Source organism: Variovorax sp. BGA-UO-ETr-C22 (assembly GCF_059567965.1).
The window spans coordinates 2951337-2974341 of record NZ_JCAQPA010000011.1 but is presented as its reverse complement, the minus strand read 5'-3'; the positions used below and the strand labels follow the sequence as shown (position 1 = coordinate 2974341).

The window sequence follows — 23005 nt, the reverse complement described above, 5'->3', positions numbered from 1 at the left end:
GGCGGCGGCGTATCAGTCGCCTTGCGCAGGCTGCTGCGTGCCGGACGCCTCGCTCCACCCACCCCCCAGCGCCTTGTAGATCGCCAGCCGGTTCGTCTGCTCCGTGAGCTGCAAACCGATCAGCGTCTGCTGCGCCGCATAGTCGCTGCGTTGCGCGTCCAGCACGTCGAGGTAGTTGGCGGCGCCGCTCTTGAAGAGCGACTGCGAGAGCTCGAAGCTGCGCGCGGTGGCGGCGCGCAGCGAGCGCTGTGCGTCGAGGCGCTCGGCCAGCGTGCGGCGTTCGGCCAGGGCGTCGGCCACTTCGCGGAAGGCGGTCTGCACGGCCTTCTCGTAGGTGGCGATCTGGATCTTCTGCTGCGCCTGCGCCACCTGCAGGTTGGCGCGGTTGGCGCCGCCGTCGAAGATCGGCACGCTGATCGACGGCGCGAAGCTCCAGGCCTTGCTGCCGCTCGCGAACAGGCCCGAGAGCGTGCTGCTCGCGGTGCCGGCCGAGGCGGTGAGCGCGATGCGCGGGAAGAAGGCTGCGCGCGCCGCGCCGATGTCGGCGTTGCTCGCGCGCAGCGCGTGCTCGGCGGCGCGCACGTCGGGCCGCTGCTGCAGCACGTTCGACGACAGGCCGGCCGGCGGCACGAGCAGCTGCGCGACGTCGGCGGTCGTGGCGGCGGTCGGCAGCAGCTCGGGCGGCGGCGTGGCGCCGACCAGCAGCGCGAGCGCATTGCGGTCCTGCTCGACCTGGCTGTCGAAGGCCGCGGCGTCGGCGCGCGCGGCATCGACGGTGCTCTGCGCCTGCGCCAGCGCCAGGCCCGACTGCGCGCCGAGCGCATGGCTGCGCTGCACCAGCTCGAAGGACTTGCGCTGGCTCTCGAGCGTGCCGCGCGCCAGCTGCAGGCGCTGCTCGTCGGCGGCCAGTTGCAGCCACGCCGTGGCGACGGAGGCCACGAGGCTGATCTGCGTGCTGCGCTGCGTCTCCTCGGTCTGGAAGTAGCCCTGCAGCGCCGATTCGCCGAGGTTGCGCACGCGCCCGAACAGGTCGAGCTCGTAGGCCGTCATGCCGAGGTTGGCGCTGTACTGCGAGGCGATGCGCGATTCGCCGCTGGTCGACAGGCTGCCCGGCGTGCGCGAGCGCGTGCCGGCCGCGCCTGCGTTGACAGTGGGGAACAGGTCGGCCCGCGCAATGCCGTACTGGGCGCGCGCACGCTCGATGTTGAGCGCCGCCACGCGCAGGTCGCGGTTGTTGGCGAGCGCGAGCTCGATCACGCCCTGCAGCTGCTTGTCGACGAAGAAGTCGCGCCAGCCGATGTCCAGCGGCGTGGCCGTGGCGACGCCGGCCGAGGGCAGGGCCGATGGCACGGGCGAGGCGGGCGTTTCGTAGGCAGGCGCGAGGTTGACGCAGCCCGCGAGCACGGCCGAGGCCAGGGCGGCGCAGGCCAGTGCGCGCAGGGGAAGGCGGGGCAGGGTGGTGCGCGTCATCACTGGGCTCCCTGCTCTGCGGGCAAGGCATCCGGCGGCGTGTCGACCGGCTTGCGGCGGCCTTCCAGCCAGCCGCGGATCATCGCGAAGAACAGCGGCACGAAGAAGATGCCCAGCGCCGTGCCGACCACCATGCCGCCCAGCACCGCGGTGCCGATCGACTGGCGCCCACCCGCACCTGCACCCGTGCCGATGGCCAGCGGCAGCACGCCGAAGCCGAAGGCCAGCGAGGTCATGAGGATGGGGCGCAGCCGCAGCCGCACGGCCTCCAGCGTCGCCTCGATCACGCCCTTGCCCTGCTCCTGCAGCTGCTTGGCGAACTCGACGATCAGGATCGCGTTCTTCGACGACAGCCCCACGGTGGTCAGCAGGCCGACCTGGAAGTACACGTCGTTGCTCAGGCCGCGCAGGCTGGTGAACAGCAGCGCGCCCACGATGCCCAGCGGCACCACCAGGATCACCGAGAACGGCACCGACCAGCTCTCGTACAGGGCCGCAAGGCACAGGAACACGAACAGGATCGAGATGGCATACAGCACGGGCGCCTGCGCGCCCGACAGGCGCTCCTGGAACGAGGCGCCGGTCCATTCGTAGCCGATGCCGGCGGGCATCTGCTTCATGACTTCGTCGACGGCGGCCATGGCGTCGCCCGAGCTCACGCCGGGTGCGGCATCGCCGACGAACTCGTAGCTGGGGCTGCCGTTGTAGCGCTGCAGCTGCGGCGAGCCATACGTCCAGCGCGAGCTGGAGAAGGCCGGGAACGGCACCATCTGGCCCAGGCTGTTGCGCACGCTCCAGCGGTCGATGTCGGTGGGCAGCATGCGAAAGGCCGTGTCGCCCTGCATGTACACGCGCTTGACGCGGCCGTTGTCCAGGAAGTCGTTGATGTAGGTGCCGCCCATGGCGCTCGACAGCGTGCTGTCGATGTCGGACGTGGCCAGGCTGGCCGCGCCGGCGCGCGCGTCGTCGATGTCCACCGCGAACTGCGGCGTGTCGTCCAGGTTGTTGCTGCGCACGTTCGCCACCTCGGGGCGCTTGGAGAGCAGGTCGATGAGCTGGTCGCGCGCCTTCACCAGCGCGTCGTGGCCCAGCCCGTTGATGTCCTTCAGGTGGAAGTTGAAGCCCGCGTTGGCGCCGAGCCCGCGCACCGCCGGCGGCAGCAGCACGAAGATGCGCGCGTCGCGGATGGTCGAGAGCTCCTTGTTGGCGCGCCGCGCGAGTTCGGCGGCCGACTGGCCGGCGCCTTCGCGCTCGGCCCAGTCCTTGAGCTTCACGAAGGCGCGCGCCGAACTCTGGTCGCCGTTCTGCCCGGTGATGACGTTCACGCTCACCACCTCGGGCTGCTTCGTGAAGTAGTCCTGCATCTGCGTGACCACCGGCTGCAGGCGCGCATCCGACGCGCCCGGTGGCAGCGTCACCTGCACTTGCAGGAAGGCCTGGTCTTCATCGGGCAGGAAGGAGGTGGGCAGGCGCATGAACAGCAGCGCCATCACGGCTGCGATCAGCAGGTACACCACGAGGCTGCGCTTGCCGCGCCGCACGATGCCGCCGACGATGCCCTGGTAGCGGTCGGCGCCTTGGTCGAAGCGGCGGTTGAAGCCCGCGAAGAAGCGGTCGACCGCGCCCAGCACGCCCTTGCGCGGGGCTGCGTGGCCGCCCTTGGCAACCGGCTTGAGCAGCGTGGCGCACAGCGCCGGCGTGAGCGTGAGCGCCACGAACACCGACAGCGCCATGGCCGAGACGATGGTGATCGAGAACTGGCGGTAGATCACGCCGGTCGAGCCGCCGAAGAAGGCCATCGGGATGAACACCGCCGACAGCACCAGCGCGATGCCCACGAGCGCGGGCGTGATCTCGGCCATCGACTTGCGCGTGGCCTCCTTGGGCGAGAGCCCTTCCTCGTGCATCACGCGCTCGACGTTCTCCACCACCACGATGGCGTCGTCCACCAAGAGGCCGATGGCCAGCACCATGCCGAACATGGTGAGCGTGTTGATCGAGTAGCCCGCCACCGAGAGCACGCCGAAGGTGCCCAGCAGCACCACCGGCACCGCAATGGCCGGGATGAGCGTGGCGCGGAAGTTCTGCAGAAAGATGTACATCACCAGCACGACCAGCACCATGGCCTCGGCCAGCGCCTTCACCACCTCGTCGATGGACGCGCTCACGAAGGGCGTGGTGTCGTAGCTCACGAAGGTCTGCATCTGGTTGGGAAAGAGCGGCTGCAGCTCGGCCACCTTGGCCTTCACGGCCTCGGCCACCTGCACCGCGTTGGCGCCGTCGGCCAGCACGATGCCCATGCCGGCGCCCGGACGACCGCCCAGCACCGAGCGCACCGTGAGGTTCTCGGCGCCCAGCTCCACGCGGGCCACGTCGCGCAGGCGCACCACGGCGCCGTCGGGCGTGGCGCGCAGCACCACGTTCTCGAACTCCTCGACCGTCTTCAGCTTGCTGCGCGCGGTGATGGTGGCGTTGAGCTGCTGCTGCGCACCGGCCGGCAGCGCGCCGAGCTGGCCGGCCGACACCTGCGCGTTCTGCGCGGTGATGGCGTTGCCCACGTCGGCGGGCATGAGCGCGTACTTGCGCAGCTTGTCGGGGTCCAGCCACAGGCGCATGGCGTAGCCGGTGCCCAGCGTCTGCACCTCGCCCACGCCGTCGACGCGGCTGATGACGTCGACCAGGTTGCTGCTGATGTAGTCGCCCACGTCCACCGCCGAGGCGCTGCCGTCGCCGGAGAACATCGAGACGATCAGCAGGAAGTCGTTGCCGCCCTTGGTGACGGTGACGCCGCGGCTTTGCACCTGCTGCGGCAGGCGCGACATGGCCTGCTGCAGCTTGTTCTGCACCTGCATCTGGGCCACGTCGATGTTGGTGCCCGCGTTGAAGGTGAGCGACAGGCGCGCCACGCCCGACGAGTTGCTGGTCGACTGCATGTACAGCAGGTTGTCCAGCCCCTTCATCTGCTGCTCGATGACCTGGGTGACGGAGTCTTCGACCGTCTTGGCCGAGGCGCCGGTGTAGGTGGCGTTGATGGACACACGCGGCGGCGCGATGTCGGGGTACTGCTCCAGCGGCAGCGTGCGGATGGCCATCAGGCCGGCGAGCATGACGACGATGGAAAGCACCCACGCGAAGATGGGGCGGTCGATGAAGAACTGGGCCATGGCGGGGCCTCAGCGCGCGAGGGTGGTGGAAGCAGCGTCGGGCGTGGCGCTCGCGACGGCAGCACCGGCCGGCTTCGCGCCCAGGTCGACCGTGCGCACCTTGTCGCCCACCTTCACGCGCTGCGAGCCTTCCATGAGCACGCGGTCGCCCGCGGCCAGTCCGTCGATCACCTGCCAGCGCGTGCCGATGGCGCGGCCGATGCGGATGGGCCGCTTCTGGACCTTGTCTTCGGCGTCGATCACCAGCGTGGAGGCGCTGCCGTCGGGCGCGCGCGTGACGGCCTGCTGCGGCACCAGCAGCGCGGCGTCGTTCACGCCTTCCTGCAGCACGGCGCGCACGTACATGCCGGGCATCAGCAGCTTGTCGGGGTTGGGCACCACGGCGCGCAGCGTGACGCTGCCGGTGCCGGCATCGACCGTCACGCCGCTGAAGGTGAGGCGCCCGGCGTGCGGGTAGGGGCTGCCGTCTTCCAGCAGCAGCTGGATGCGCGCCTCGGCCTCGCTGGCGCGCTGCAGCCGGCCGCTGGCCAGCTCGCGCTTCAGGCGCAGCAGCTCGCTGCTCGATTGCGTGACGTGCACGTGGATCGGGTCGAGCTGCTGCACGGTGGTCATGGCCGCCGCCTGGTTGGCTGTGACCAGCGCGCCCGGCGTGACGGTGGACAGCTCGGCCCAGCCGGTGATCGGCGAGGTGATGCGCGTGTAGCCCAGCTGGATGCGCGCGGTCTGCTCGGCGGCGCGGGCCACGCCGAGGTCGGCCTCGGCCTGCTGCTCGGCGGCCTGGGTCTCGTCGAACACCTGGCGGCTGATGGCATCGATCTTCACCAGCTCGGCATTGCGCTTGGCGACCGTGCGCGCCGTGGCCAGGGCCGACTCGGCCTTGCGCACGCTGGCCTGCGCGCTGGCGTGGGCCGCTTGCAGCGAGGCGGGGTCGAGCTGGTAGAGCACCTGGCCGGCCTTGACCTGCGAGCCTTCGGTGAAGAGCCGCTCCTTGAGGATGCCGCCGACCTGCGGGCGGATCTCGGCGATCACCGGGGCCGCGGTGCGACCTGGCAGTTCGGTGCTCAGGGCCAGCACCTCGGACTTGAGCGTGACGATGCCGACTTCCTTCGCCGAGGCGTTGGCCGCCTTGGCTGCGCCGGGAGCCTCCACATTGGTGCGCGAGCACCCCGCGAGGGCGGCGGCGATGCACAGGGCCGTGAGGAGCGGGGCGGAGCGGGAGGCGAAGTGGACGGGCATGGACAGGCAGAAGTAACGAAAGCCAAAGATGGAGCGGGCTCGCGCCGTCGAGTTCAATGCCGCGGCGCGAGGGCGGCGAACTTTACAGAGCGGAAACCGTGCCATGTCCGGAGGGGACTGGCGGGTGGCGTCGAGTGTGCGGCCCCACAGTTAAGCGGGTGTGAAGCGGGGCATTGCCCGCATGAAAAACCCGCCTGCTACGGTTTCTTCCTAGCCTGCGCGACGAGGAAATCGACCAGCAGCTGCAGCGGGCCGACCTCGTTGTCGGTGCGGTAGAGGATGCCCAGCGGCGCGATGGGCGCGTTCATGCGCAGCGGCAGCTCGGCCACGGCCGAGCGGTCGAGCTGGTCGAGCACGGTGCGCGGCACCGGCACCACCACGTCGGGCTGCGAGAGCAGGGCGCGCACCAGCTGCGGCGTGAGCACCTGGATGGCATGCGGCCGCGGCACGATCCGTTCGGCGGCCCAGGCCGCTTCCATCACCTGGCGCACCGCGAAGTGCGCGGGCGGCAGCACCCAGCGCGAATCGGCGAGGTCGCGCAGCCGCAGGCGCTTGCGCTGCACAGCCGGGTGGCCGATGCCGGCGATGACCACCACCTCGTCGCTGCGCAGCGGCACGAAGCGGTGGGCGTCGGGCACGCGCGCCGGCTGGCGCAGCAGCACGGCGTCGAAGGCGCCCGCGCGCAGGCCGATCGTGAGCCGCTCGATGTTGCCTTCCTCGATGAACAGGCGCAGCTTGGGGTGCTGGGCATGCAGCAGGTTCAGCGCGGGCTGCAGCACGCTGGCGATGGCCGCCTCGATGGCGCCGATGCGCAGCGCGCGCGTCTCCTGCGCGGCCAGCGCCGCGAGGCCGTCGCTGGCCACCTGCATGGCGTCGATCACCATGCGCGCGTGCAGCGCCAGCAGGCGCCCGGCCTCGGTGATGCGCATGCCGCGCGCGTGGCGCTCGAACAGCGGCGTGTCGAGCAGGCCCTCGACCTCCTGCAGCATCTGCGTGGCCGCCGGCTGGCTGATGTGGATCGCCTCGGCCGCGCGGCGCAGGTGCGAGTGCGCGGCCAGCGCGTCGATGAGCTTCAGGTGGCGCAGGCGCAGCCGCGCGAGCAGCCGCTCGTGCAGCACGGAAGAGGGTGTGGGCGTGTCGGCGGCCATCGATAGGCAATCATTATCAGTCGATGCAAAAGCGATTGGACGCCAATCGGTGGCCTTCCTACGCTCACGGGGTCGGGCGGCAGACAAGGGCGCATCGGCTGCCGGCCCGAGGGGGCCGTGCGGACGAAGGGCTCCCGCCCGGCGGGTCCTTCCCTTTCTTGCTTTTCTGACAACACATCACCATGTCCCACCGATTCCGTCCGGCCGCGCGCCTGTGCCTGCCCATCGTCCTTGCCGTCTCGTCCCTGTGCGCTTCGGCGCAGGAGGCGCCTGCTGCGGCTGCTGCCGCATCGCCCGCGCCGGCCGCCGCCGTGCCGCTGTACCCGCTGATCGCCGAGCGCTCCAAGGCCATCGAGCAGAAGGTGATCGACTGGCGCCGCGACATCCACCAGCACCCCGAGCTGGGCAACCAGGAAAAGCGCACCGCCGCGCTGGTCGCGGCCCACCTGAAGGCGCTGGGCTACGAGGTGCGCGAAGGCGTGGCCGTGACCGGCGTGGTCGCCACGCTGCGCGGCGGCAAGCCCGGCCCGGTGGTGGCGCTGCGCGCCGACATGGACGCGCTGCCCGTGAAGGAACAGGTCGACGTGCCCTTTGCTTCCAAGGCGCGCGCCCAGTGGGGCTTTGCCACGGTCGACGTCATGCACGCCTGCGGGCACGACGGCCACGTGGCGATCCTCATGGGCGTGGCCGAGGTGCTGGCCTCGATGAAGGCGCAGCTGCCGGGCACCGTGAAGCTGATCTTCCAGCCGGCCGAAGAAAAGCTGCCCAATGCCGAGATCGGCGGCGCGCGCCGCATGCTGGCCGAAGGCGCCTTCGACGCGCCCAAGCCCGACGCCGTGTTCGGCCTGCACCTGGTCTCGGCGCTGAACACCGGGCAGATCGGCTACAAGAGCGGCCCCATCACCGCGAGCTCGGACACCTTCAAGGTCAGCGTGAAGGGCCGCCAGACGCACGGCTCGCAGCCCTGGAGCGGGGTTGACCCGATCGTGCTGGGCTCGCAGATCGTGCTGGGCTTCCAGACCATCGCGAGCCGCCAGGTCAACGTGACCAAGGAGCCATCGGTGCTCAGCGTGGGCACCTTCAACGCGGGTACGCGCTACAACATCATTCCCGACAGTGTGGAGATGAGCGGCACGCTGCGCACCTACGACGACGAGATGCGCCAGTTCATCATCAAGCGCATGGGCGAGACCGCCTCGCACATCGCGCAAAGCGGCGGCGGCACGGCCGAGGTCCGCGTCGAGGCCGACGGCTACGCCCCGACCGTGAACGACCCGGCCCTGACCGCCAAGATGGTGCCCAGCCTGCAGCGCGTGCCCGGCGCCACGCCGATTGTGATCCCGAAGGGCACGGGCGGCGAAGACTTCTCGTTCTTCGCGCAGAAGGCGCCCGGCCTGTTCGTGATGATCGGCGCCACGCCGCCCGGCCGCGACGCGAACAAGGCCGAGCCCAACCACTCGCCGCGCTTCTTCGTCGACGAGGCCAGCCTGCTGGTGGGCGTGCGCACGTTGACGCAGCTGACGGTGGATTACATGGCGGGCGCGCAGCGCTAGGCGCTGCGCTCAGGCCGGCCCGAGCCCGTCAGAGCCAGTTGCCGCCCTGCGGCATCTGGATCTGCTCGGCCGGGTCGCCGCCCGTCACGAACGAGCCGATGACGATGCTCAGCAGCGAGACGAAGATGCTCGCGAACAGCGCGGTCCAGAAGCCCGACACCTTGAAGCCCTTCACCAGCGCCGCCACCAGCAGGATCATCAGCGCGTTGATGACCAGCAGGAACAGGCCGAAGGTCAGCAGCGTCAGCGGCAGCGTCAGGAAGATCAGCAGCGGCTTGACGACGGCGTTGGCCAGGCCGAGCAGCAGCGCCGACACGATCAGCGCCGCGGTGCTGTCGAACTTGAGGCCCTTGAAGAGGTGGCTGGCGACCCACAGCGAGATGCCGGTGATGGCCCAGTGGACGAGGAAAGGGGTGATGTTGTTCAGCATGGCGTGCGGTGTGTGTCGGCAGCCCGCATGGTAAACGGGGCGTCGCGGCGGACCGCTGCGCGGGGCGGGCGGATTTTCTGCGGTTACTTCCCGAAACCATGGCCGACAGGCCGTTAAGATCGCGAACTTCCGGCGCCTGCGCAGGCGCCTGTCTCCATCTTTCTCTGGTTTGGCCGAATCCACCACGGTCATGCATCCATGGCGAATGCGTCGATCGCAAGCGTGACACCCGCTCCGGCGTCGGCCGACGAGGCCGAGTCGTGGGTGCGCGGGGAACTCATCCGCAGCCTGATGCGCTCGGCGCGCGGCTCCTACCTCGTCTCGGCGGCGCTCATGCCCGCCATGGTCGGCCTGAGCTGGGGCCACGTGCCCCGCTGGGAGCTGCTGACCTGGCTGGCCGCCGGCATCATCGCCACCGCCTGCCGGGCCTGGGGCGCGCGCGTGTACGCCGTGCGCTATGCCGGGCGCAGCGCCGTCGCGCAGCAGCAGTTCACCGACCGCTACGGCTTCGTGTGGAGCACGAGCGCGGTGGTCTGGGGCTGCTCGGTGCTGCTGTTCTTCGAGCGCACGCCGCAGGTCAACCAGTTCATGAGCTGGCTCATCGTGGCCGGCGTGGGCACCTTCCCGCTCAACGGGCTGGCGCTGCACCCGCCGCTGCTCAAGCGCTACGTCAACACGCTGTTCATCACCATGCTGGGCGCGGTGCTGGTGCGCCTCGTGGCCGTCACCATGCAGCACCCGCATTTCCAGTACGGCTACCTCATGCCGCTGCTGCCGGCGCTGCACTGGTTCCTGTTGCTGCGCGCCGGCCGCAACATCCATGAGACCGCGCGCAACAGCCTGGAGCTGCTGTTCCACAACCACATTCTTATCAAGTCGCTCACGCAGCAGCGGCAGGCAGCGGTGTCGGCCGTGGCCATGAAGAACCGCTTCCTGGCCAGCGCCGCGCACGACATGCGCCAGCCCGTGCTGGCGCTGTCGCTGTACGCCGACTGGCTGCGCAACGAGCCCGAGCTGGTGCTGGAACTCGCGCCGAAGATCGTGCGCGCCACCCACGCGGTGAACGCGCTGTTCGACTCCATGTTCGACCTGGCGCGCATCGACGCGGGCCAGGTGCGCCTGCACATCGAGCGCGTCGACGTGGCCGAACTGCTGCACGACCTGGAGCTGCAGTACCGCCCCGTGGCCGAGAGCCGGGGCCTGGACTTCCGGGTGCACGTGACCGAGGGCTCGTTCCTCACCGACCCGATCCGCGTGCGCCGCATGATCGGCAACCTGCTCGCCAACGCCATCAAGTACACGACCGAAGGCGGCGTGCTGCTGGCCGCGCGCCAGACCCGCGAGGGCATGCGCGTGGAGGTGTGGGACACCGGCATCGGCATCGCGCCCGAGCACCTGCGCGACGTGTTCCTGGAGTTCTACAAGGTTGCCGACCACGCCGGCACCTCCGACGGCTTCGGCCTCGGCCTGGCCATCGTGGCGCGGCTGTCGCACGTGCTGGGCCACCCGGTCAGCGTGCGCTCGCGCCTGGGCAGCGGCAGCGTGTTCCGCGTGGCGCTGCACGATGCCGACGAAGCGGTGGCGCAGGCGCGGGTGAGTGCGTCGGGCGGCTGAGCGCAAGAGCGACGCGCCCATAAAAAAACCGCGCTGTTGCGCGGTTTTTTCCTTCCAGTAACACCGAGGAACCGGCTCTGCCGGGCCTCAGGTGTTGCCCCCTGCAAGGGGGGAGGAGAAGCGACACGAAGTGCGCGAAGCCTGAGGGTTAGCCAGAGAGCAATCCATTCGTCCGTGCATAGTGCAAGGCCTGCGTACGGCTCTTCACGCCCAGACGGCGGAACAGGCGCCACAGGTGCACCTTCACCGTGTGTTCGCTGATCTCCAGGTCGGTGGCGATGTCGCGGTTGCTCATGCCCTTGTCGAGCATGGCGATCAGCTGGGTCTGGCGCTTGGAGAGCTTGCCGCTGTTGGCGGCCGGCATCTCCTCGGTGTCGTCTTCCGATCCGGCCATCAGCAGGCCGCGCAGGGCGGCTGCCAGCTCGTTGGAGCTGGCCGACTTCTCGATGTAGGTATCAGCGCCAGCCTCGATGCAGGCGTCTTCCATGTCGGCGGCCGGGGCTGCCGAATACACGGCGATCGGTACGTTCGGATAGACCTGCTTGACCGCGATCACGCCCGAGACGCCATTGGTGTCCGGCAGCTTCAGGTCCAGGCAGAAAAGAGTGGGCGCGCCACGCTGCTGGACCGAACTGGCGAGCTTGTCGAGCCGCTCGAGCTCGACGATGTTCTCGGCGGGGCGCAGGCGACGCAGGACCATCACGATCGCGTCGCGCATCAGGGGGTGGTCGTCGATGACATAAATGCTCATGTTTTCTTCCTTTGTGATCGCACCGTCTTCTCTCTTGTCACACCCGCCGACGGATGGCCCGCGGGTTGTTGCCGGATCAATGTCCCTGGGTGGTGGACGTTGCCTCCGCCAGTGCCTCCAGCGCCTCGGTGGCGGCGCGAGCCTGTTGCGCGTCGACCGGTTCGAGCTGCGCGGCCAGTGCCGTGAGCGCCGCGCCGCGTTGCGCCTGCAAGTCGGCGATGGTACGGCCGGCTTCTTGCGGTGACGCGAATCCACGGCTTTGCAAAAGGGTTTCGCCGCGCGCATCGAGCAGCTTGAAATAGAACAGGCCGTCGGCCTTCTCGCGGTATTGCTTGAAGCTGGGCTTCGCCACCTTGGCGGCCTTGGTACCGGCGCCGTCGCGGCCCGCCGCGAGGTTGCGCAGGCCGACCGCATGGCGCAGCGAGGTCATGAAGGGGCGCGACAGCTTGCGCGCCTTCTCGGCGCCCAGCAGCAGGATGCGCTCGATCTCGGCCGGGTCGTTCATGAGCGCCTCGTAGCGCGCGCGCAGCGGCGCCACTTCGCGGTCGATGCGCTCGAACAGCACCTGCTTGGCGTCGCCCCAGGCGATGCCGTCGGCGTACGCCTTGCGCAGCGCTTCGGTTTCTTCGGCGCTGGCGAAGGCCTGGTAGATCTGGAACAGGGCCGAGCCCTCGGTGTCCTTGGGCTCGCCGGGCGCGCGCGAGTCGGTGACGATGCTGGCGATCTGCTTTTGCAGCTGCGCGCGCGGCGCGAACAGCGGGATCGTGTTGTTGTAGCTCTTGCTCATCTTGCGGCCATCGAGGCCGGGCAAGGTGGCGACCGCATCGTCGATCTCGGCGTCGGGCAGCGTGAAGTGCTCGCCGTACTGGTGGTTGAAGCGCTGCGCCATGTCGCGCGCCATCTCGATGTGCTGCACCTGGTCGCGGCCCACGGGCACCTTGTGGGCGTTGAACATCAGGATGTCAGCGCCCATCAGCACGGGGTACATGAACAGGCCCGCCGTCACGTCGGCGTCGGGCTCCTCGCCTTTGGCGATGTTCTTGTCGAGCTGGGCCTTGTAGGCATGCGCGCGGTTGAGCACGCCCTTGCCGGTGACGCAGGTCAGGAACCAGGTGAGCTCGGTGATCTCGGCGATGTCCGACTGGCGATAGAAAGTGACGCGTTCGGGGTCGAGGCCGCAGGCCAGCCAGCTGGCCGCAATTTCGAGCGTGGAGCGCTGGATGAGCGCCGGCTCCTGCACCTTGATGAGCGCGTGGTAGTCGGCCAGGAAGAAGTAGCTCTCGACGCCGGCCGCGACGCTCTGGCGCACCGAGTGGCGGATGGAGCCGACGTAGTTGCCGAGGTGGGGCGTGCCCGACGGCGTGATGCCGGTCAGGACGCGCAGGGGAGCTGGAGAAGACGAAGCCATGTGACGGAAGGAGAAACTTAGAGCAGCATTGCCTTGAGCGGCGTGATGAGCAGGTTGACCACGAAGTAGCCGGCATCCATCAGCGGGCGCAGCCAGTAGTTGCTGACGATGCCGGCGAGCACCAGCGCCATCACGATGAAGAAACCGTAGGGCTCGATGCGCGCCAGGAAATTCTGCGCCGGGCCGCTGGGCAGCAGGCCGGCCAGCACGCGGCCGCCGTCGAGCGGGGGCAGCGGGAACAGGTTGAAAGCCCACATCACGAGGTTGACCAGCACGCCACCCTGGCACATCTTGATGAAAAAGGTTTCACTGACGCCGGCCGCGACGATCACGATGAGCAGCACGGCCCACAGGATGGCCTGGATGAAATTGGAGGCCGGGCCCGCGAGCGCGACCCACACCATGTCGCGCTTGGGATGGCGCAGGCGGTTGAAGTTGACCGGCACCGGCTTGGCATAGCCGAACAGGAAGGCGCCCGAGGTCGCGAAGTACAGCATCAGCGGCATCAGGATGGTCCCGATGGGGTCGATGTGCTTCATGGGGTTGAGCGTCACGCGGCCCATCATGGCGGCGGTGTTGTCCCCGAAGTGGCGTGCCACGTAGCCATGCGCCGCTTCGTGCACGGTGATCGCGAAGATCACCGGCAGTGCGTAAATCAGAACCGTCTGTATCAGATTGGAAATATCCACTGCGCGATTGTGTCAGAGAGGAATGGGGCGGCCGAGCCGTTCGTCAGAGGCCAAGCACCGCGAGCGCACCGCGGCCCTGGCGCACCACGACCGGGTCGTCGCCCGTGCCCATGGGCGTGAGGTCGACCACGGTGGTCGGCTGCGACGGGCAGGCGCCGGCGTCGATGACGGCGCCGATCTGCTTTTCGAAGCGCTCGCGGATTTCCTGCGCGTCGTTCAGCGCTTCGGTCTCGCCGGGCGCGATGAGGGTGGTGGCCAGCAGTGGCGCGCCGTGCAGCTCCAGCAGCTCCAGCAGCACCTTGTGGTCGGGCACGCGCAGGCCGATGGTCTTGCGCTGCGGATGGCTCACGCGGCGCGGCACTTCCTTGGTGGCTTCGAGCAGGAAGGTGTAGGGGCCGGGCGTGGCGGCCTTGAGCAGGCGGTACTGCTTGTTGTCGACGCGCGCGTAGTTGGCCAGCTCGCTCAGGTCGCGGCACAGCAGCGTGAGGTGGTGCTTGTCGTCGACCTGGCGGATGCGGCGCAGCTGGTCGACCGCGTCCTTGTCGTCCAGGTGGCAGGCCAGCGCGTAGCTGGAGTCGGTGGGCACCGCCACGACTTCGCCGCGCGCGAGCAGCGCCACGGCCTGCTTCAAGAGGCGCTGCTGGGGGTTCTCGGGGTGAACTTCGAAGTACTGGGCCATGGTGAATTGCTCCTGATCAGGATTCCGCAGGCTCGATCGGCACACGCCGCTCGCGCACGGTGAGCCACGCGCCGGCGGCGCCGCACACGGCGATCATCGCCATGCCGATCAGCGAGAAGCGGTCGGGCACGTGGGAAAAGATGAGCCAGCCGCCCAGCATCGCGAAGGCGATCTGCGCGTACAGGTACGGGGTGAGGGTGGACGCCGGCGCGCGCTGGTAGGCCAGGATCAGCATGAAGTGGCCCACCGTGCCCATGAAACCCATGAGGCACAGCAGCGCCCACCATTCCCACGAGGGCAGGGCGGTCCAGGCGAAGGGCACGGCCACCGAGGCCAGCAGCGTGCCGACCCAGCCGGTGTAGAAGTGCATGGTCAGCGGGTTCTCGGTCTGCGCAAGCTTGCTCGTGAGCACCTGGAACCAGGCGTTGGTCAGCACCAGCCCCAGCGGCAGCAGCACGGCCCAGCTGAAGCTGCCGCCGCCCGGCCGCAGGATGACCAGCGTGCCGATGAAGCCGCCGGCCACCAGCGTCCAGCGCAGCGGCGACACCTGCTCCTTGAGCGTGGTGGCGGCCAGCAGCGTGATCACCAGCGGCGCGATCAGCACGATCGACGTGAACTCGGCCAGCGGCATGTAGCGCAGGCTCAAAAAGGCAAAGAGGCTCGAGCCCAGCAGCAGCGCCCCGCGCAGCGCCTGGTAGCGCGGGTGCTGCGTGCGCAGCAGGGCCGTGCCGCGCAGCGGCAGCAGCACCAGCGTGGTGGCCACGGCCTGGAAGGCGTAGCGGAACCACACGCCCATGAGGATCGGCACGGCCAGGGTCGAATACTTGGTGGCGGTGTCGAGCGTGGCGAAGCAGGCCACCGCCAGGATGACCAGCCCGATGCCCGCGAGGATGCGTTCGGATTCGGTGCGGCGGCGGGTTTGCGCTGCGGCGCGTGCCTGGGCGAGCGCGGCGGTGGCCGCGCTGTCGATGCCGGGCCCGGGGCTCTGGCTCACTGCTGGATGCGGTGGCCGAGCAGTTCCCACACCGGCGTGAGGCTGCCGGGCAACGGTGGCAGCTTGCCGAGATCGCAGTGGCTCTCGTCGGGGCTGTGGAAATCGCTGCCGCGCGAGGCGGCGAAATCGAACTCGAGCGCCTTGTCGGCGTACTCGACGAACTCGGCCGGCGTGTGGCTGCCCGTGACGACCTCGATCGCCTGGCCGCCGTGCGCCTTGAATTCGAGGAACAGCGCGTACTCCTCGTTGGCCGTGAACTTGTAGCGGCCCGGGTGCGCGATCACGGCCATGCCCTTGGCGGCGGTGATCCAGTGCACGGCATCCTTCAGCGAGGCCCAGCGGTGCGGCACATAGCCCGGCTTGCCTTCGGTGAGGAACTTGCGGAACACCTCGGGGGTGTCGCGGCAGTGGCCCTGCTCGACCAGGAAGCGCGCGAAGTGCGTGCGCGAAATGAGTTCGGGGTTGCCGACGAACTTGAGCGCGCCTTCGTAGGCACCGTGGATGCCGACCTTGGCCAGCCCCTCGGACATTTCCTGCGCGCGCTTGCCGCGGCCGCCGCGCGTGTCGTACAGGCCCTGAGATATGGCGGCGTCGTCGGGGTCGAAGCCCAGGCCGACGATGTGCACGGTTTCGTTCGCGAAGGTCACCGAGATCTCGGTGCCCGTGAGGTAGCGCATGCCGTTTTCGCGCGCGGCCGCGGCGGCGCGGTGCTGGCCGCCGACCTCGTCGTGGTCGGTGAGGGCCCAGAGCTCGACCCCGTTGGCGGCGGCGCGGGCGGCCAGCGCTTCGGGCGTCAATGTGCCGTCGGAGACCACGGAGTGGCAGTGAAGATCGGCATTGAGAGTAGAAGACACCGGCCGATTCTAGGCGCTCTCGCCCGCCGACACCGGCGTGTGGATGCTTCGCGGTGCTACTAGATAAATAGCATTAACCTCATCGCCCAAGCGGCTTGGCGCGCGCCGTCCCGTGGGCGCTCAGGCGCGCAGGTCGTTCCTGACGAGGTCGGCGGCACGCTCGGCAATCATGATGATCGGCGCGTTCGTGTTGCCCGACACCAGCCGCGGCATCACCGAGCCGTCCACCACGCGCAGCCCCTGCAGGCCGTGGACCCGCAGGCGGGCATCCACCACCGCGTCGCCGTCGTCGGCAGGGCCCATGGCGCAGGTGCCCACCGGATGGAAGATGCTGCCGCCGCGGCGGCGCACCCAGTCCAGCAGCTGCGCGTCGCTGGCCAGCGCGGGCCCGGGCTCGTGCTCCTGCGCCAGGTAGTGCGCCAGCGGCGGCGCGGCGGCGATCTCGCGCATCTTGCGCACCAGCCGCACGGCCAGCGCGCGGTCGGCTTCGTGCGACAGGTAGCGCGGCTGGATCGACGGCGGCGCCAGCGGATCGGCCGAGCGCAGCATGATCTCGCCGCGGCTGTGCGGGCGCAGCAGGCAGGCCGACAGCGTCACGCCCGGGAACGGATGCGGCGGCTGGTGCGGCCGTTCGAAGCTCACCAGCCCGAAGTGGATCTGCGCATCGGGCCACCCCGCGGCCTCGTCGCTCGCCGCAAAGAAGGCCCCGGCGCGGTAGACGCCGCCATTCAGCGCGCCGCCGCGCGTCAGCAGGTAGCGCATGAACTCGCGCGCGCTGCGCCAGCGGCTGTGGGCGATGTCGTTGAGCGTCTCGATGCCCTGGCAGCGGTAGCTGGGCCGCACCTGCAGGTGGTCCTGCAGGTTGCGACCCACGCCCTCGAGCGGCGCCACCACCGGCAGGCCCAGGCGGCCCAGCAGCCCGGCCGGCCCCACGCCCGAGAGCTGCAGCAGCTGCGGCGACTGGATGGCGCCGGCGCTGAGGATCACCTCGTGCCGCGCCGAGACGCGTTCGACCTTGCCGTCGCGCACGCACTCCACGCCGACGGCGCGCCGCCCCTCGAAGCACACGCGGGTCGCCTGCGCACCCGACAGCACGCGCAGGTTGGGCCGGCCCAGCGCCGGCGCCAGGAAGGCCCGCCCGGTGTCCATGCGCCGGCCGTGGCGCGTCGTCATCCGGAAGTAGCCGGCGCCGCTGTTGTCGCCGCCGTTGAAGTCGGCCGTGGGCGCGATGCCGGCATGCGCCGCCGCGGCGATGAAGGCATCGGACAGCGCATCGCGCGGCAGCTCGGACACCCACAGCGGCCCATCGGCCGCGGGCTGCGACCGGTCGAAGTAGGGGCGCACGCTGTCCCAGTCCCAGCCCGGGTTGCCCAGCGCGGCCCACTGGTCGTAGTCGGCGCGGTGGCCGCGCAGGTACAGCATGCCGTTGATGAGGCTGGAGCCGCCCGGCCCCCGGCCGCGCGGCCAGGGCAGGCGGCGCTGCGTCATTTCCGGCTCGGGGTCGGTTTCGAAGCGCCAGTCGTGCCGGGGGTGGCCCACCGTCTTGAAGTACCCGATGGGAATGCGCAGCCACGGGTTGCGCGAGGGCCGCCCCGCCTCGACCAGCACCACCTGCAGCGCGGGGTCTTCGCTCAGGCGGGCGGCCAGCACGCAGCCCGCCGAGCCGCCCCCGACGATCACGATGTCTGCCTGCATCGCGCGCTCAGTCGGCCTTGATGCCGGCGTTGCGGCCCAGGCGCAGCCACTTGTCCGACTCGGCCGCCAGCACGGTGCGAAAGCGCGCCGGCGTCATCGGCTCCGGCTCGAGCGCCAGCGTGGCCAGGCGCTCGCGCACCTCGGGCGCGGCCAGCGCCTTGGCGAGCGCGTCGCCGAGCCGCTCGACGATCTCGCGCGGCGTGCCGCTGCGCACCGTCATGCCGTCGAAGGAGCGCAGCTCGAAGCCCGCGTAGCCCTGCTCGATCATCGTGGGCACGGCGGGCAGGGCCGGCAGGCGGTGCGCGCCGGTCACCGCGAGCGCGCGCAGCTTGCCGGCCTGGATGTGGGGCAGCGCCGCCGACGCGGTCAGGAACATGGTGTCCAGGCGCCCGGCCAGCAGGTCGCCCACCGCCATCGGGAACTGGTTGTACGGCACGTGCGTGAGCTGGCTGCCGGTCTGCTGGGCGAACAGCGCGCCGGCCAGGTGCGCCGGCGTGCCGTTGCCGCCGGAGCCGAAGCTCAGCGTGCCCGGCCGGGCCTTGGCCGCGGCCTCCAGTTCGCGCGGCGAGCCCAGCGCCGAGGCGGCGGGCGCCACCAGCACGTTGTAGCTCCAAGCCGTCATGCCGACCGGCTCCAGGCTCTTGAGCAGGTCGAGCGACTGGCCCGGGAACAGCAGCGGCGCCACCAGCGAGGCCGACGACAGCATGTAGACCGTGTAGCCGTCGGCCGGCTGGCGCAGCACCTCGCCCAGGCCCACGGTGCCGGCCGCGCCCGGCCGGTTCTCGACGAACACGGTCTGGCCCAGCCCGCCCGCCATGCGCTCGGCCACCACGCGGCCTGCCACGTCCGCCGGCGTGCCGGGCGCCCACGGCACGATCAGGCGCACAGGCCTGGACGGGTACGCCTGGGCCGCGGCGCCGGCGGGCAGCAGGCCGGCCAGCAGGGCGGCAGCCATGAGGGCGGCGCAAAGGGATCGCTTCGTCGGTTCGGTCATCGCGGGTCTCCGGGGTGCCAGGGCGGTGGGCGGATTCTGGGCAGGCCGGGGGAGGGCGACAAATGAGAAATCCGAGCGTACTCATACCGTTGCCGATATAAATGGCCATGGCCTCCTTCCTGGAACGAAACCTCACGTTGCGCCAGCTGCGGCTGCTCAGCCAGCTGGGCCGCACGCTCAGCCTGAGCAAGTCGGCCGAGCTGCTCAACACCACCCAGCCCGCGCTGTCGCGCACGCTGGCCCAGCTCGAGGCCACGCTGCAGGTGCGGCTGTTCGAGCGCACCACCAAGCGCATCGCGCCCACGGCGGCGGGGCTGAGCATGGTCCGGCACGCCGACCGCGTGCTGGGCGAGCTGATGCTGGCCGAGGAGTCGCTGCGCGACCTGCGCGTGGGCGTGAGCGGCGAGCTGCGCCTGGGCGTGCTGCCGGTGTTCTCGGCGCAGCGGCTCGCGGCCGCGCTGCTGCAGGCCTCGCAGATGCTGCCCCACGTGCGCCCGATGGTGCAGACGCTGGAGATCGAGGACCTGCACGGCGCGCTGCAGGACGGGCGCATCGACCTCATGCTCGCGCACGCGGAGTGGACGGTCGACCTCAACCGCGTCGAGGTCACGCCGCTGTACGAGGAGTTCAGCAGCATCGTGGCGGCGCCGCGGCACCGGCTGGCGCTCAAGCGCGCGCCGACCTGGGCCGAGGCCGCCAACGAGCGCTGGGTGCTGCCGCCGCACCGCACGCCGCTGCGGCCCAAGCTGGACCGCATGCTGTCGGTGCACCGCCGCCCGGGCGGGCCGCATCCGGCCGACATCCAGGCCGACTCGGCCCCGCTCGCGCTGCACCTCGTGCGCAGCTCGGGCCTGCTGTGGGCCACTGCCAACCATTACGCCGAAGACTTCGAGCGGCGCGGGCTCGTGCGCCGCATCGCCATGCCGGGCGAACTGCTGCGCGGCCCCATGTGCGCCTTCCGCCTGCGCAGCGAGGCGATGAACACGCCCACGCGCGTCTTCCTGCAATGCATGCAGGACGCGGCCGCCGCACCGCTGCCGTCGGATTGACTGGGCGGACGCGGCCGCGCCTCAGCGCTTCTTGCGAAACGCCGTCCAGGCGGCCACGGCGGTGAAGGTGGCGACGATCGCCACCACGATCCAGAACCCGTGCCTGTGCTCCGCCAGCGGAATGCCGCCCACGTTCATGCCGAACAGGCCGGCCAGGATGTTGATCGGCAGCGCCAGCACCGTGACCACCGTCAGCACGAACAGGCTGCGGTTGTTGTCCTCGTTGACGTTGGCGGCGATTTCTTCCTGCAGCAGCTTGATGCGCTCCTGCAGCGCCTGCATGTCGCGCAGCACCACCGAGAACTCCTCGGTCGAGCCGCGCAGCTCCTGCACGTCGGGCTCGGCCATCCAGGCCGGCGGGCCCTGCAGCAGGCGGAACAGCGCGGCCGGCTCGGGCGCCAGCAGCCGCTGCAGCCGCACCAGCAGCCGGCGCAGCACACCCAGCCGCGCGCGCTTGTGGTCCAGGCGCCCGGCCAGCAGCTCGTCTTCGATGCGGTCGATGCGCGAGGTGACGCCGCGCACGATCTTCACCAGCACGTCGGCCTGCGCGCGCAGCAGGTGCTCGAGCAGCTCGGTGCTGGAGCGCGGCGCCTCGCCCGCCTTCACGGCCGTGCGCAGCGCGTCGACCGAGCGCAGCGGCTTGGTGCGCGCCGTGACCACCAGGCGCGGGCCGACACTGATCCACAGCGTCGAAATGTCCGAGGGCTCGAAGCTGAACTCGAAGTGCACGTCGTTGATGACCGCGATCAGCGAGTCGTCCGCGCGTTCGATGCGCGTGGAGGGCAGGCCTTCGTGCAGCGTCTCGTAGAAAGTGTCCGACAGGGCCGCATGCCGCACCAGCCAGCGTTCGGCGTGCGCATGGCTCAGGTTGAAGTGCAGCCACACGTAGGCGTTGCTGTCGCCGAGCTGGCCGGCATCCGCCAGCCACGCGGCGGCCTGCGCCGAATCGATGGCCCGCGCGGGCTCCGGCGCCGCGGCGTCGAACAGGTAGCCGCAGATCAGCCCGGCTTCGTCGCCGCCATAGGACTGCGCGGCGAGGTCATGAAATACCGACAAGGTGCGTGGTCAGAAAAGACATGTGAACAGGCAGACGCCCGTTTGGCGGGCTGCCAGCATGCCCCGGATGGTGTTCGTGCCATGTGACAACGGCGTGTCGGCTTACAGAAAACAGCCGCAAAACCGTCACGCCGCCGTCATGCGGCGGGTGCAGCATGCTTTTTGTCTACCCGCCACTCTTGCCCCTTTTCATCATGCTGACGAGCGCACTTCCCGACCGCGAAGACCTGATGCAACGCATCGCCCGCGACCTGATCGACAGCTACGACGAAGAGCTCGAGCTGGAGATCGAAGACCGCAACCTCGACGGGCTCGACCCCGGCTCGGCAGCGTCTTCCGTGTCCGACAAGGCGGCGCGCCAGGCCTACTTCAAGGAACTCTTTCGCCTGCAGGGCGAGCTGGTCAAGCTGCAGGACTGGGTGCAGCACAGCAAGCAGAAGGTGGTCATTCTTTTCGAAGGCCGCGACGCGGCGGGCAAGGGCGGTGTCATCAAGCGCATCACCCAGCGCCTGAACCCGCGCGTGGCGCGCGTGGCCGCGCTGCCCGCGCCCAACGACCGCGAACGCACGCAGTGGTACTTCCAGCGCTACGTGGCGCACCTGCCGGCCGCCGGCGAGATGGTGCTGTTCGACCGCAGCTGGTACAACCGCGCCGGCGTCGAGCGCGTGATGGGCTTTTGCAGCGACGACGAGTACGAGGAGTTCTTCCGCACCGTGCCCGAGTTCGAGAAGATGCTCGTGCGCTCGGGCATCAAGGTCATCAAGTACTGGTTCTCCATCACCGACGACGAGCAGCACATGCGCTTCCTGGGCCGCATCCACGACCCGCTCAAGCAGTGGAAGCTCAGCCCCATGGACCTCGAGAGCCGCCGCCGCTGGGAGGAGTACACCAAGGCCAAGGAGATCATGCTGGAGCGCACCCATATCCCCGAGGCGCCGTGGTGGGTGGTTCAGGCCGTCGACAAGAAGAAGGCGCGCCTGAACTGCATCAGCCACCTGCTGGGCCAGCTGCCCTACCAGGAAGTGGCGCACGCGCCGGTCGAGTTGCCGGCGCGCGAGCGGCATGACGACTATCTTCGCCAGCCCGTCCCTGCCAGCATGATCGTGCCGGAAATCTACTGAAGGCTTCGCGGCCGTTTGGCCGCCCGGCGCTTTGCCTGCACACTGCGCCATGGCCCGTCGCTCCACCGCTTCTTTCTTTGCCCGCGCCTATGAGCGCAACCTGAAGGCGCTCACCAAGCTCACGCTGAGCAACGGCAAGCGCGTGGCCGGCCAGGTGCAACGCGCGACCGCCAAGCGGCTCAAGCCGCCGCCCGGCAAGGGCGACTGGATCAGCGGCATGGCGATGGGCGCGGGTGGGGCGCGCGGCTATCACCTGTTCCGTCCGGCCGACCTGGTGCTGCAGCCCGGCGAGAAACTCCCGCTCATGGTCATGCTGCACGGCTGCGGCCAGAGCGGTCGCGACTTCGCGGCCAGCACGCGCATGAACGCGCTCGCGGTGCGCCAGCGTTTTCTGGTGCTCTACCCCGAGCAGGACCGCATCGCCCATCCGCAGGGCTGCTGGAACTGGTACGAGCGCCGCTCCGGCAAGGCCGACGCCGAGGCCGCCACGCTGATGGCCGCCGTCGACCAGGCCTGCATGCTGTACCCCGTCGACCGCGACCGCGTGGCCGTGGCCGGCCTGTCGGCGGGCGCGAGCATGGCGGCGCTGCTGGCCACGCGCTACCCGAACCGCTTTCGCGCGGTGGTCATGCACTCGGGCGTGGCGCCCGGCGCCGCGAAGTCGTCGGCCACCGCGCTCGGCGCCATGCGCGGACAGCACGTGCCGCCGATGCCTGTCACCGCGGTCGGCAAGGCCATGGGCGCGGCGGCCGTCTTCACGACGCTGCCGCCGATGCTGGTGCTGCACGGCGACGCCGACGCCGTGGTGGCGCCCAGCAACGCCATGAGCAGCGCGGCCGTCTGGGCCACCGCCGTGGGCGCGCACGCAGGCATGGCGCGCGACCTGCAACGCGGCCAGCGCCGCGCCATGCGCGTGACCGACTTCAAGCGCCAGGGCCGCACCCTGGTCACGCTGTGCGAGATCGCGGGGCTCGGCCACTCGTGGAGCGGCGGGTCGCGGGGGCAGCTGTTCAGCGACCCGCTCGGGCCCGACGCCACGCGCATGACGTGGGCCTTTGCGTCCGCGCAATTCGACAAGCGCTGAGCGCGCGGCGCCCTGC

General features: G+C 70.0%; 19 protein-coding genes. 5 read left to right on the top strand and 14 right to left on the bottom strand.

Going from position 1 to position 23005, the window contains the following annotated elements; translation table 11 throughout:
- Nucleotides 1–12 precede the first annotated feature (12 nt).
- The 4 genes from AC57B8_RS34135 to AC57B8_RS34120 all read right to left on the bottom strand — a co-directional run bounded on the left by AC57B8_RS34135 (nucleotide 13) and on the right by AC57B8_RS34120 (nucleotide 7018).
- Nucleotides 13–1470, bottom strand: coding sequence for an efflux transporter outer membrane subunit (locus AC57B8_RS34135; protein ID WP_496482083.1), 1458 nt, complete (start codon nucleotides 1468–1470; stop codon nucleotides 13–15).
- Nucleotides 1470–4634, bottom strand: a complete 3165-nt coding sequence (locus tag AC57B8_RS34130) for an efflux RND transporter permease subunit (RefSeq protein WP_496482082.1) — start codon at nucleotides 4632–4634, stop codon at nucleotides 1470–1472. The genes AC57B8_RS34135 and AC57B8_RS34130 overlap by 1 nt, the downstream gene beginning before the upstream one ends.
- Before the next feature lie 9 nt (nucleotides 4635–4643).
- Entirely contained in the window at nucleotides 4644–5870 is a 1227-nt protein-coding gene (locus tag AC57B8_RS34125; protein WP_496482081.1) for an efflux RND transporter periplasmic adaptor subunit, read from the bottom strand.
- 197 nt (nucleotides 5871–6067) lie between these two features.
- On the bottom strand, nucleotides 6068–7018 hold the full coding sequence (locus tag AC57B8_RS34120) for a LysR substrate-binding domain-containing protein (protein ID WP_496482080.1): 951 nt from the start codon (nucleotides 7016–7018) through the stop codon (nucleotides 6068–6070).
- 182 nt (nucleotides 7019–7200) lie between these two features.
- Here AC57B8_RS34120 and AC57B8_RS34115 point away from each other — a divergent pair, with 182 nt between their 5' ends.
- Nucleotides 7201–8571, top strand: a complete 1371-nt coding sequence (locus AC57B8_RS34115) for an amidohydrolase (RefSeq protein ID WP_496482079.1) — start codon at nucleotides 7201–7203, stop codon at nucleotides 8569–8571.
- 28 nt (nucleotides 8572–8599) lie between these two features.
- On the opposite strand, the gene AC57B8_RS34110 is transcribed toward AC57B8_RS34115, so the two are convergent.
- A complete protein-coding gene (locus AC57B8_RS34110) occupies nucleotides 8600–9001 on the bottom strand; it encodes a phage holin family protein (RefSeq protein WP_496482078.1) in 402 nt (133 codons plus the stop codon).
- 198 nt (nucleotides 9002–9199) lie between these two features.
- Here AC57B8_RS34110 and shkS point away from each other — a divergent pair, with 198 nt between their 5' ends.
- On the top strand, nucleotides 9200–10615 hold the full coding sequence (shkS, locus tag AC57B8_RS34105) for a surface-behavior sensor histidine kinase ShkS (protein ID WP_070061585.1): 1416 nt from the start codon (nucleotides 9200–9202) through the stop codon (nucleotides 10613–10615).
- 148 nt (nucleotides 10616–10763) lie between these two features.
- On the opposite strand, the gene AC57B8_RS34100 is transcribed toward shkS, so the two are convergent.
- The 8 genes from AC57B8_RS34100 to AC57B8_RS34065 all read right to left on the bottom strand — a co-directional run bounded on the left by AC57B8_RS34100 (nucleotide 10764) and on the right by AC57B8_RS34065 (nucleotide 18679).
- Entirely contained in the window at nucleotides 10764–11366 is a 603-nt protein-coding gene (locus tag AC57B8_RS34100; RefSeq protein ID WP_056578680.1) for a LuxR C-terminal-related transcriptional regulator, read from the bottom strand.
- A gap of 76 nt (nucleotides 11367–11442) precedes the next feature.
- The gene (locus AC57B8_RS34095; RefSeq protein WP_062482122.1) at nucleotides 11443–12774 is read right to left on the bottom strand and encodes a tryptophan--tRNA ligase; all 1332 of its coding nucleotides are present in this window, start codon (nucleotides 12772–12774) and stop codon (nucleotides 11443–11445) included.
- Nucleotides 12775–12791: 17 nt separating this feature from the next.
- The gene (locus AC57B8_RS34090; RefSeq protein ID WP_062482125.1) at nucleotides 12792–13463 is read right to left on the bottom strand and encodes a site-2 protease family protein; all 672 of its coding nucleotides are present in this window, start codon (nucleotides 13461–13463) and stop codon (nucleotides 12792–12794) included.
- A 43-nt stretch (nucleotides 13464–13506) separates the two neighbouring features.
- On the bottom strand, nucleotides 13507–14142 hold the full coding sequence (locus tag AC57B8_RS34085; RefSeq protein WP_095744107.1) for an L-threonylcarbamoyladenylate synthase: 636 nt from the start codon (nucleotides 14140–14142) through the stop codon (nucleotides 13507–13509).
- 16 nt (nucleotides 14143–14158) lie between these two features.
- Nucleotides 14159–15136 carry a DMT family transporter gene (locus AC57B8_RS34080; RefSeq protein ID WP_307694629.1) on the bottom strand — a complete coding sequence of 326 codons (978 nt, stop codon included), beginning with the start codon at nucleotides 15134–15136 and terminating at the stop codon, nucleotides 14159–14161.
- Nucleotides 15133–15990, bottom strand: a complete 858-nt coding sequence (locus AC57B8_RS34075) for a 3',5'-nucleoside bisphosphate phosphatase (RefSeq protein WP_496482077.1) — start codon at nucleotides 15988–15990, stop codon at nucleotides 15133–15135. Before AC57B8_RS34075 ends, AC57B8_RS34080 begins: the two co-directional genes overlap by 4 nt.
- A gap of 120 nt (nucleotides 15991–16110) precedes the next feature.
- Nucleotides 16111–17685, bottom strand: coding sequence for a GMC family oxidoreductase (locus tag AC57B8_RS34070; RefSeq protein WP_496482076.1), 1575 nt, complete (start codon nucleotides 17683–17685; stop codon nucleotides 16111–16113).
- Between the two features lie 7 nt (nucleotides 17686–17692).
- On the bottom strand, nucleotides 17693–18679 hold the full coding sequence (locus AC57B8_RS34065; RefSeq protein ID WP_496482075.1) for a Bug family tripartite tricarboxylate transporter substrate binding protein: 987 nt from the start codon (nucleotides 18677–18679) through the stop codon (nucleotides 17693–17695).
- A gap of 107 nt (nucleotides 18680–18786) precedes the next feature.
- Between AC57B8_RS34065 and AC57B8_RS34060 the strand changes: the two genes are divergently transcribed.
- Nucleotides 18787–19728, top strand: coding sequence for a LysR family transcriptional regulator (locus AC57B8_RS34060; RefSeq protein WP_159278049.1), 942 nt, complete (start codon nucleotides 18787–18789; stop codon nucleotides 19726–19728).
- Between the two features lie 21 nt (nucleotides 19729–19749).
- Here the strand turns inward: AC57B8_RS34060 and AC57B8_RS34055 are convergent, their stop codons facing one another.
- The gene (locus AC57B8_RS34055) at nucleotides 19750–20784 is read right to left on the bottom strand and encodes a transporter (protein ID WP_070061594.1); all 1035 of its coding nucleotides are present in this window, start codon (nucleotides 20782–20784) and stop codon (nucleotides 19750–19752) included.
- A 194-nt stretch (nucleotides 20785–20978) separates the two neighbouring features.
- On the opposite strand from AC57B8_RS34055, the gene ppk2 reads away from it, so the two are divergent.
- Both ppk2 and AC57B8_RS34045 read left to right on the top strand, forming a co-directional pair.
- Nucleotides 20979–21905 carry a polyphosphate kinase 2 gene (gene ppk2, locus AC57B8_RS34050; RefSeq protein WP_496482262.1) on the top strand — a complete coding sequence of 309 codons (927 nt, stop codon included), beginning with the start codon at nucleotides 20979–20981 and terminating at the stop codon, nucleotides 21903–21905.
- Between the two features lie 49 nt (nucleotides 21906–21954).
- Nucleotides 21955–22989 carry an extracellular catalytic domain type 1 short-chain-length polyhydroxyalkanoate depolymerase gene (locus AC57B8_RS34045; RefSeq protein WP_496482074.1) on the top strand — a complete coding sequence of 345 codons (1035 nt, stop codon included), beginning with the start codon at nucleotides 21955–21957 and terminating at the stop codon, nucleotides 22987–22989.
- Nucleotides 22990–23005: the final 16 nt, after the last annotated feature.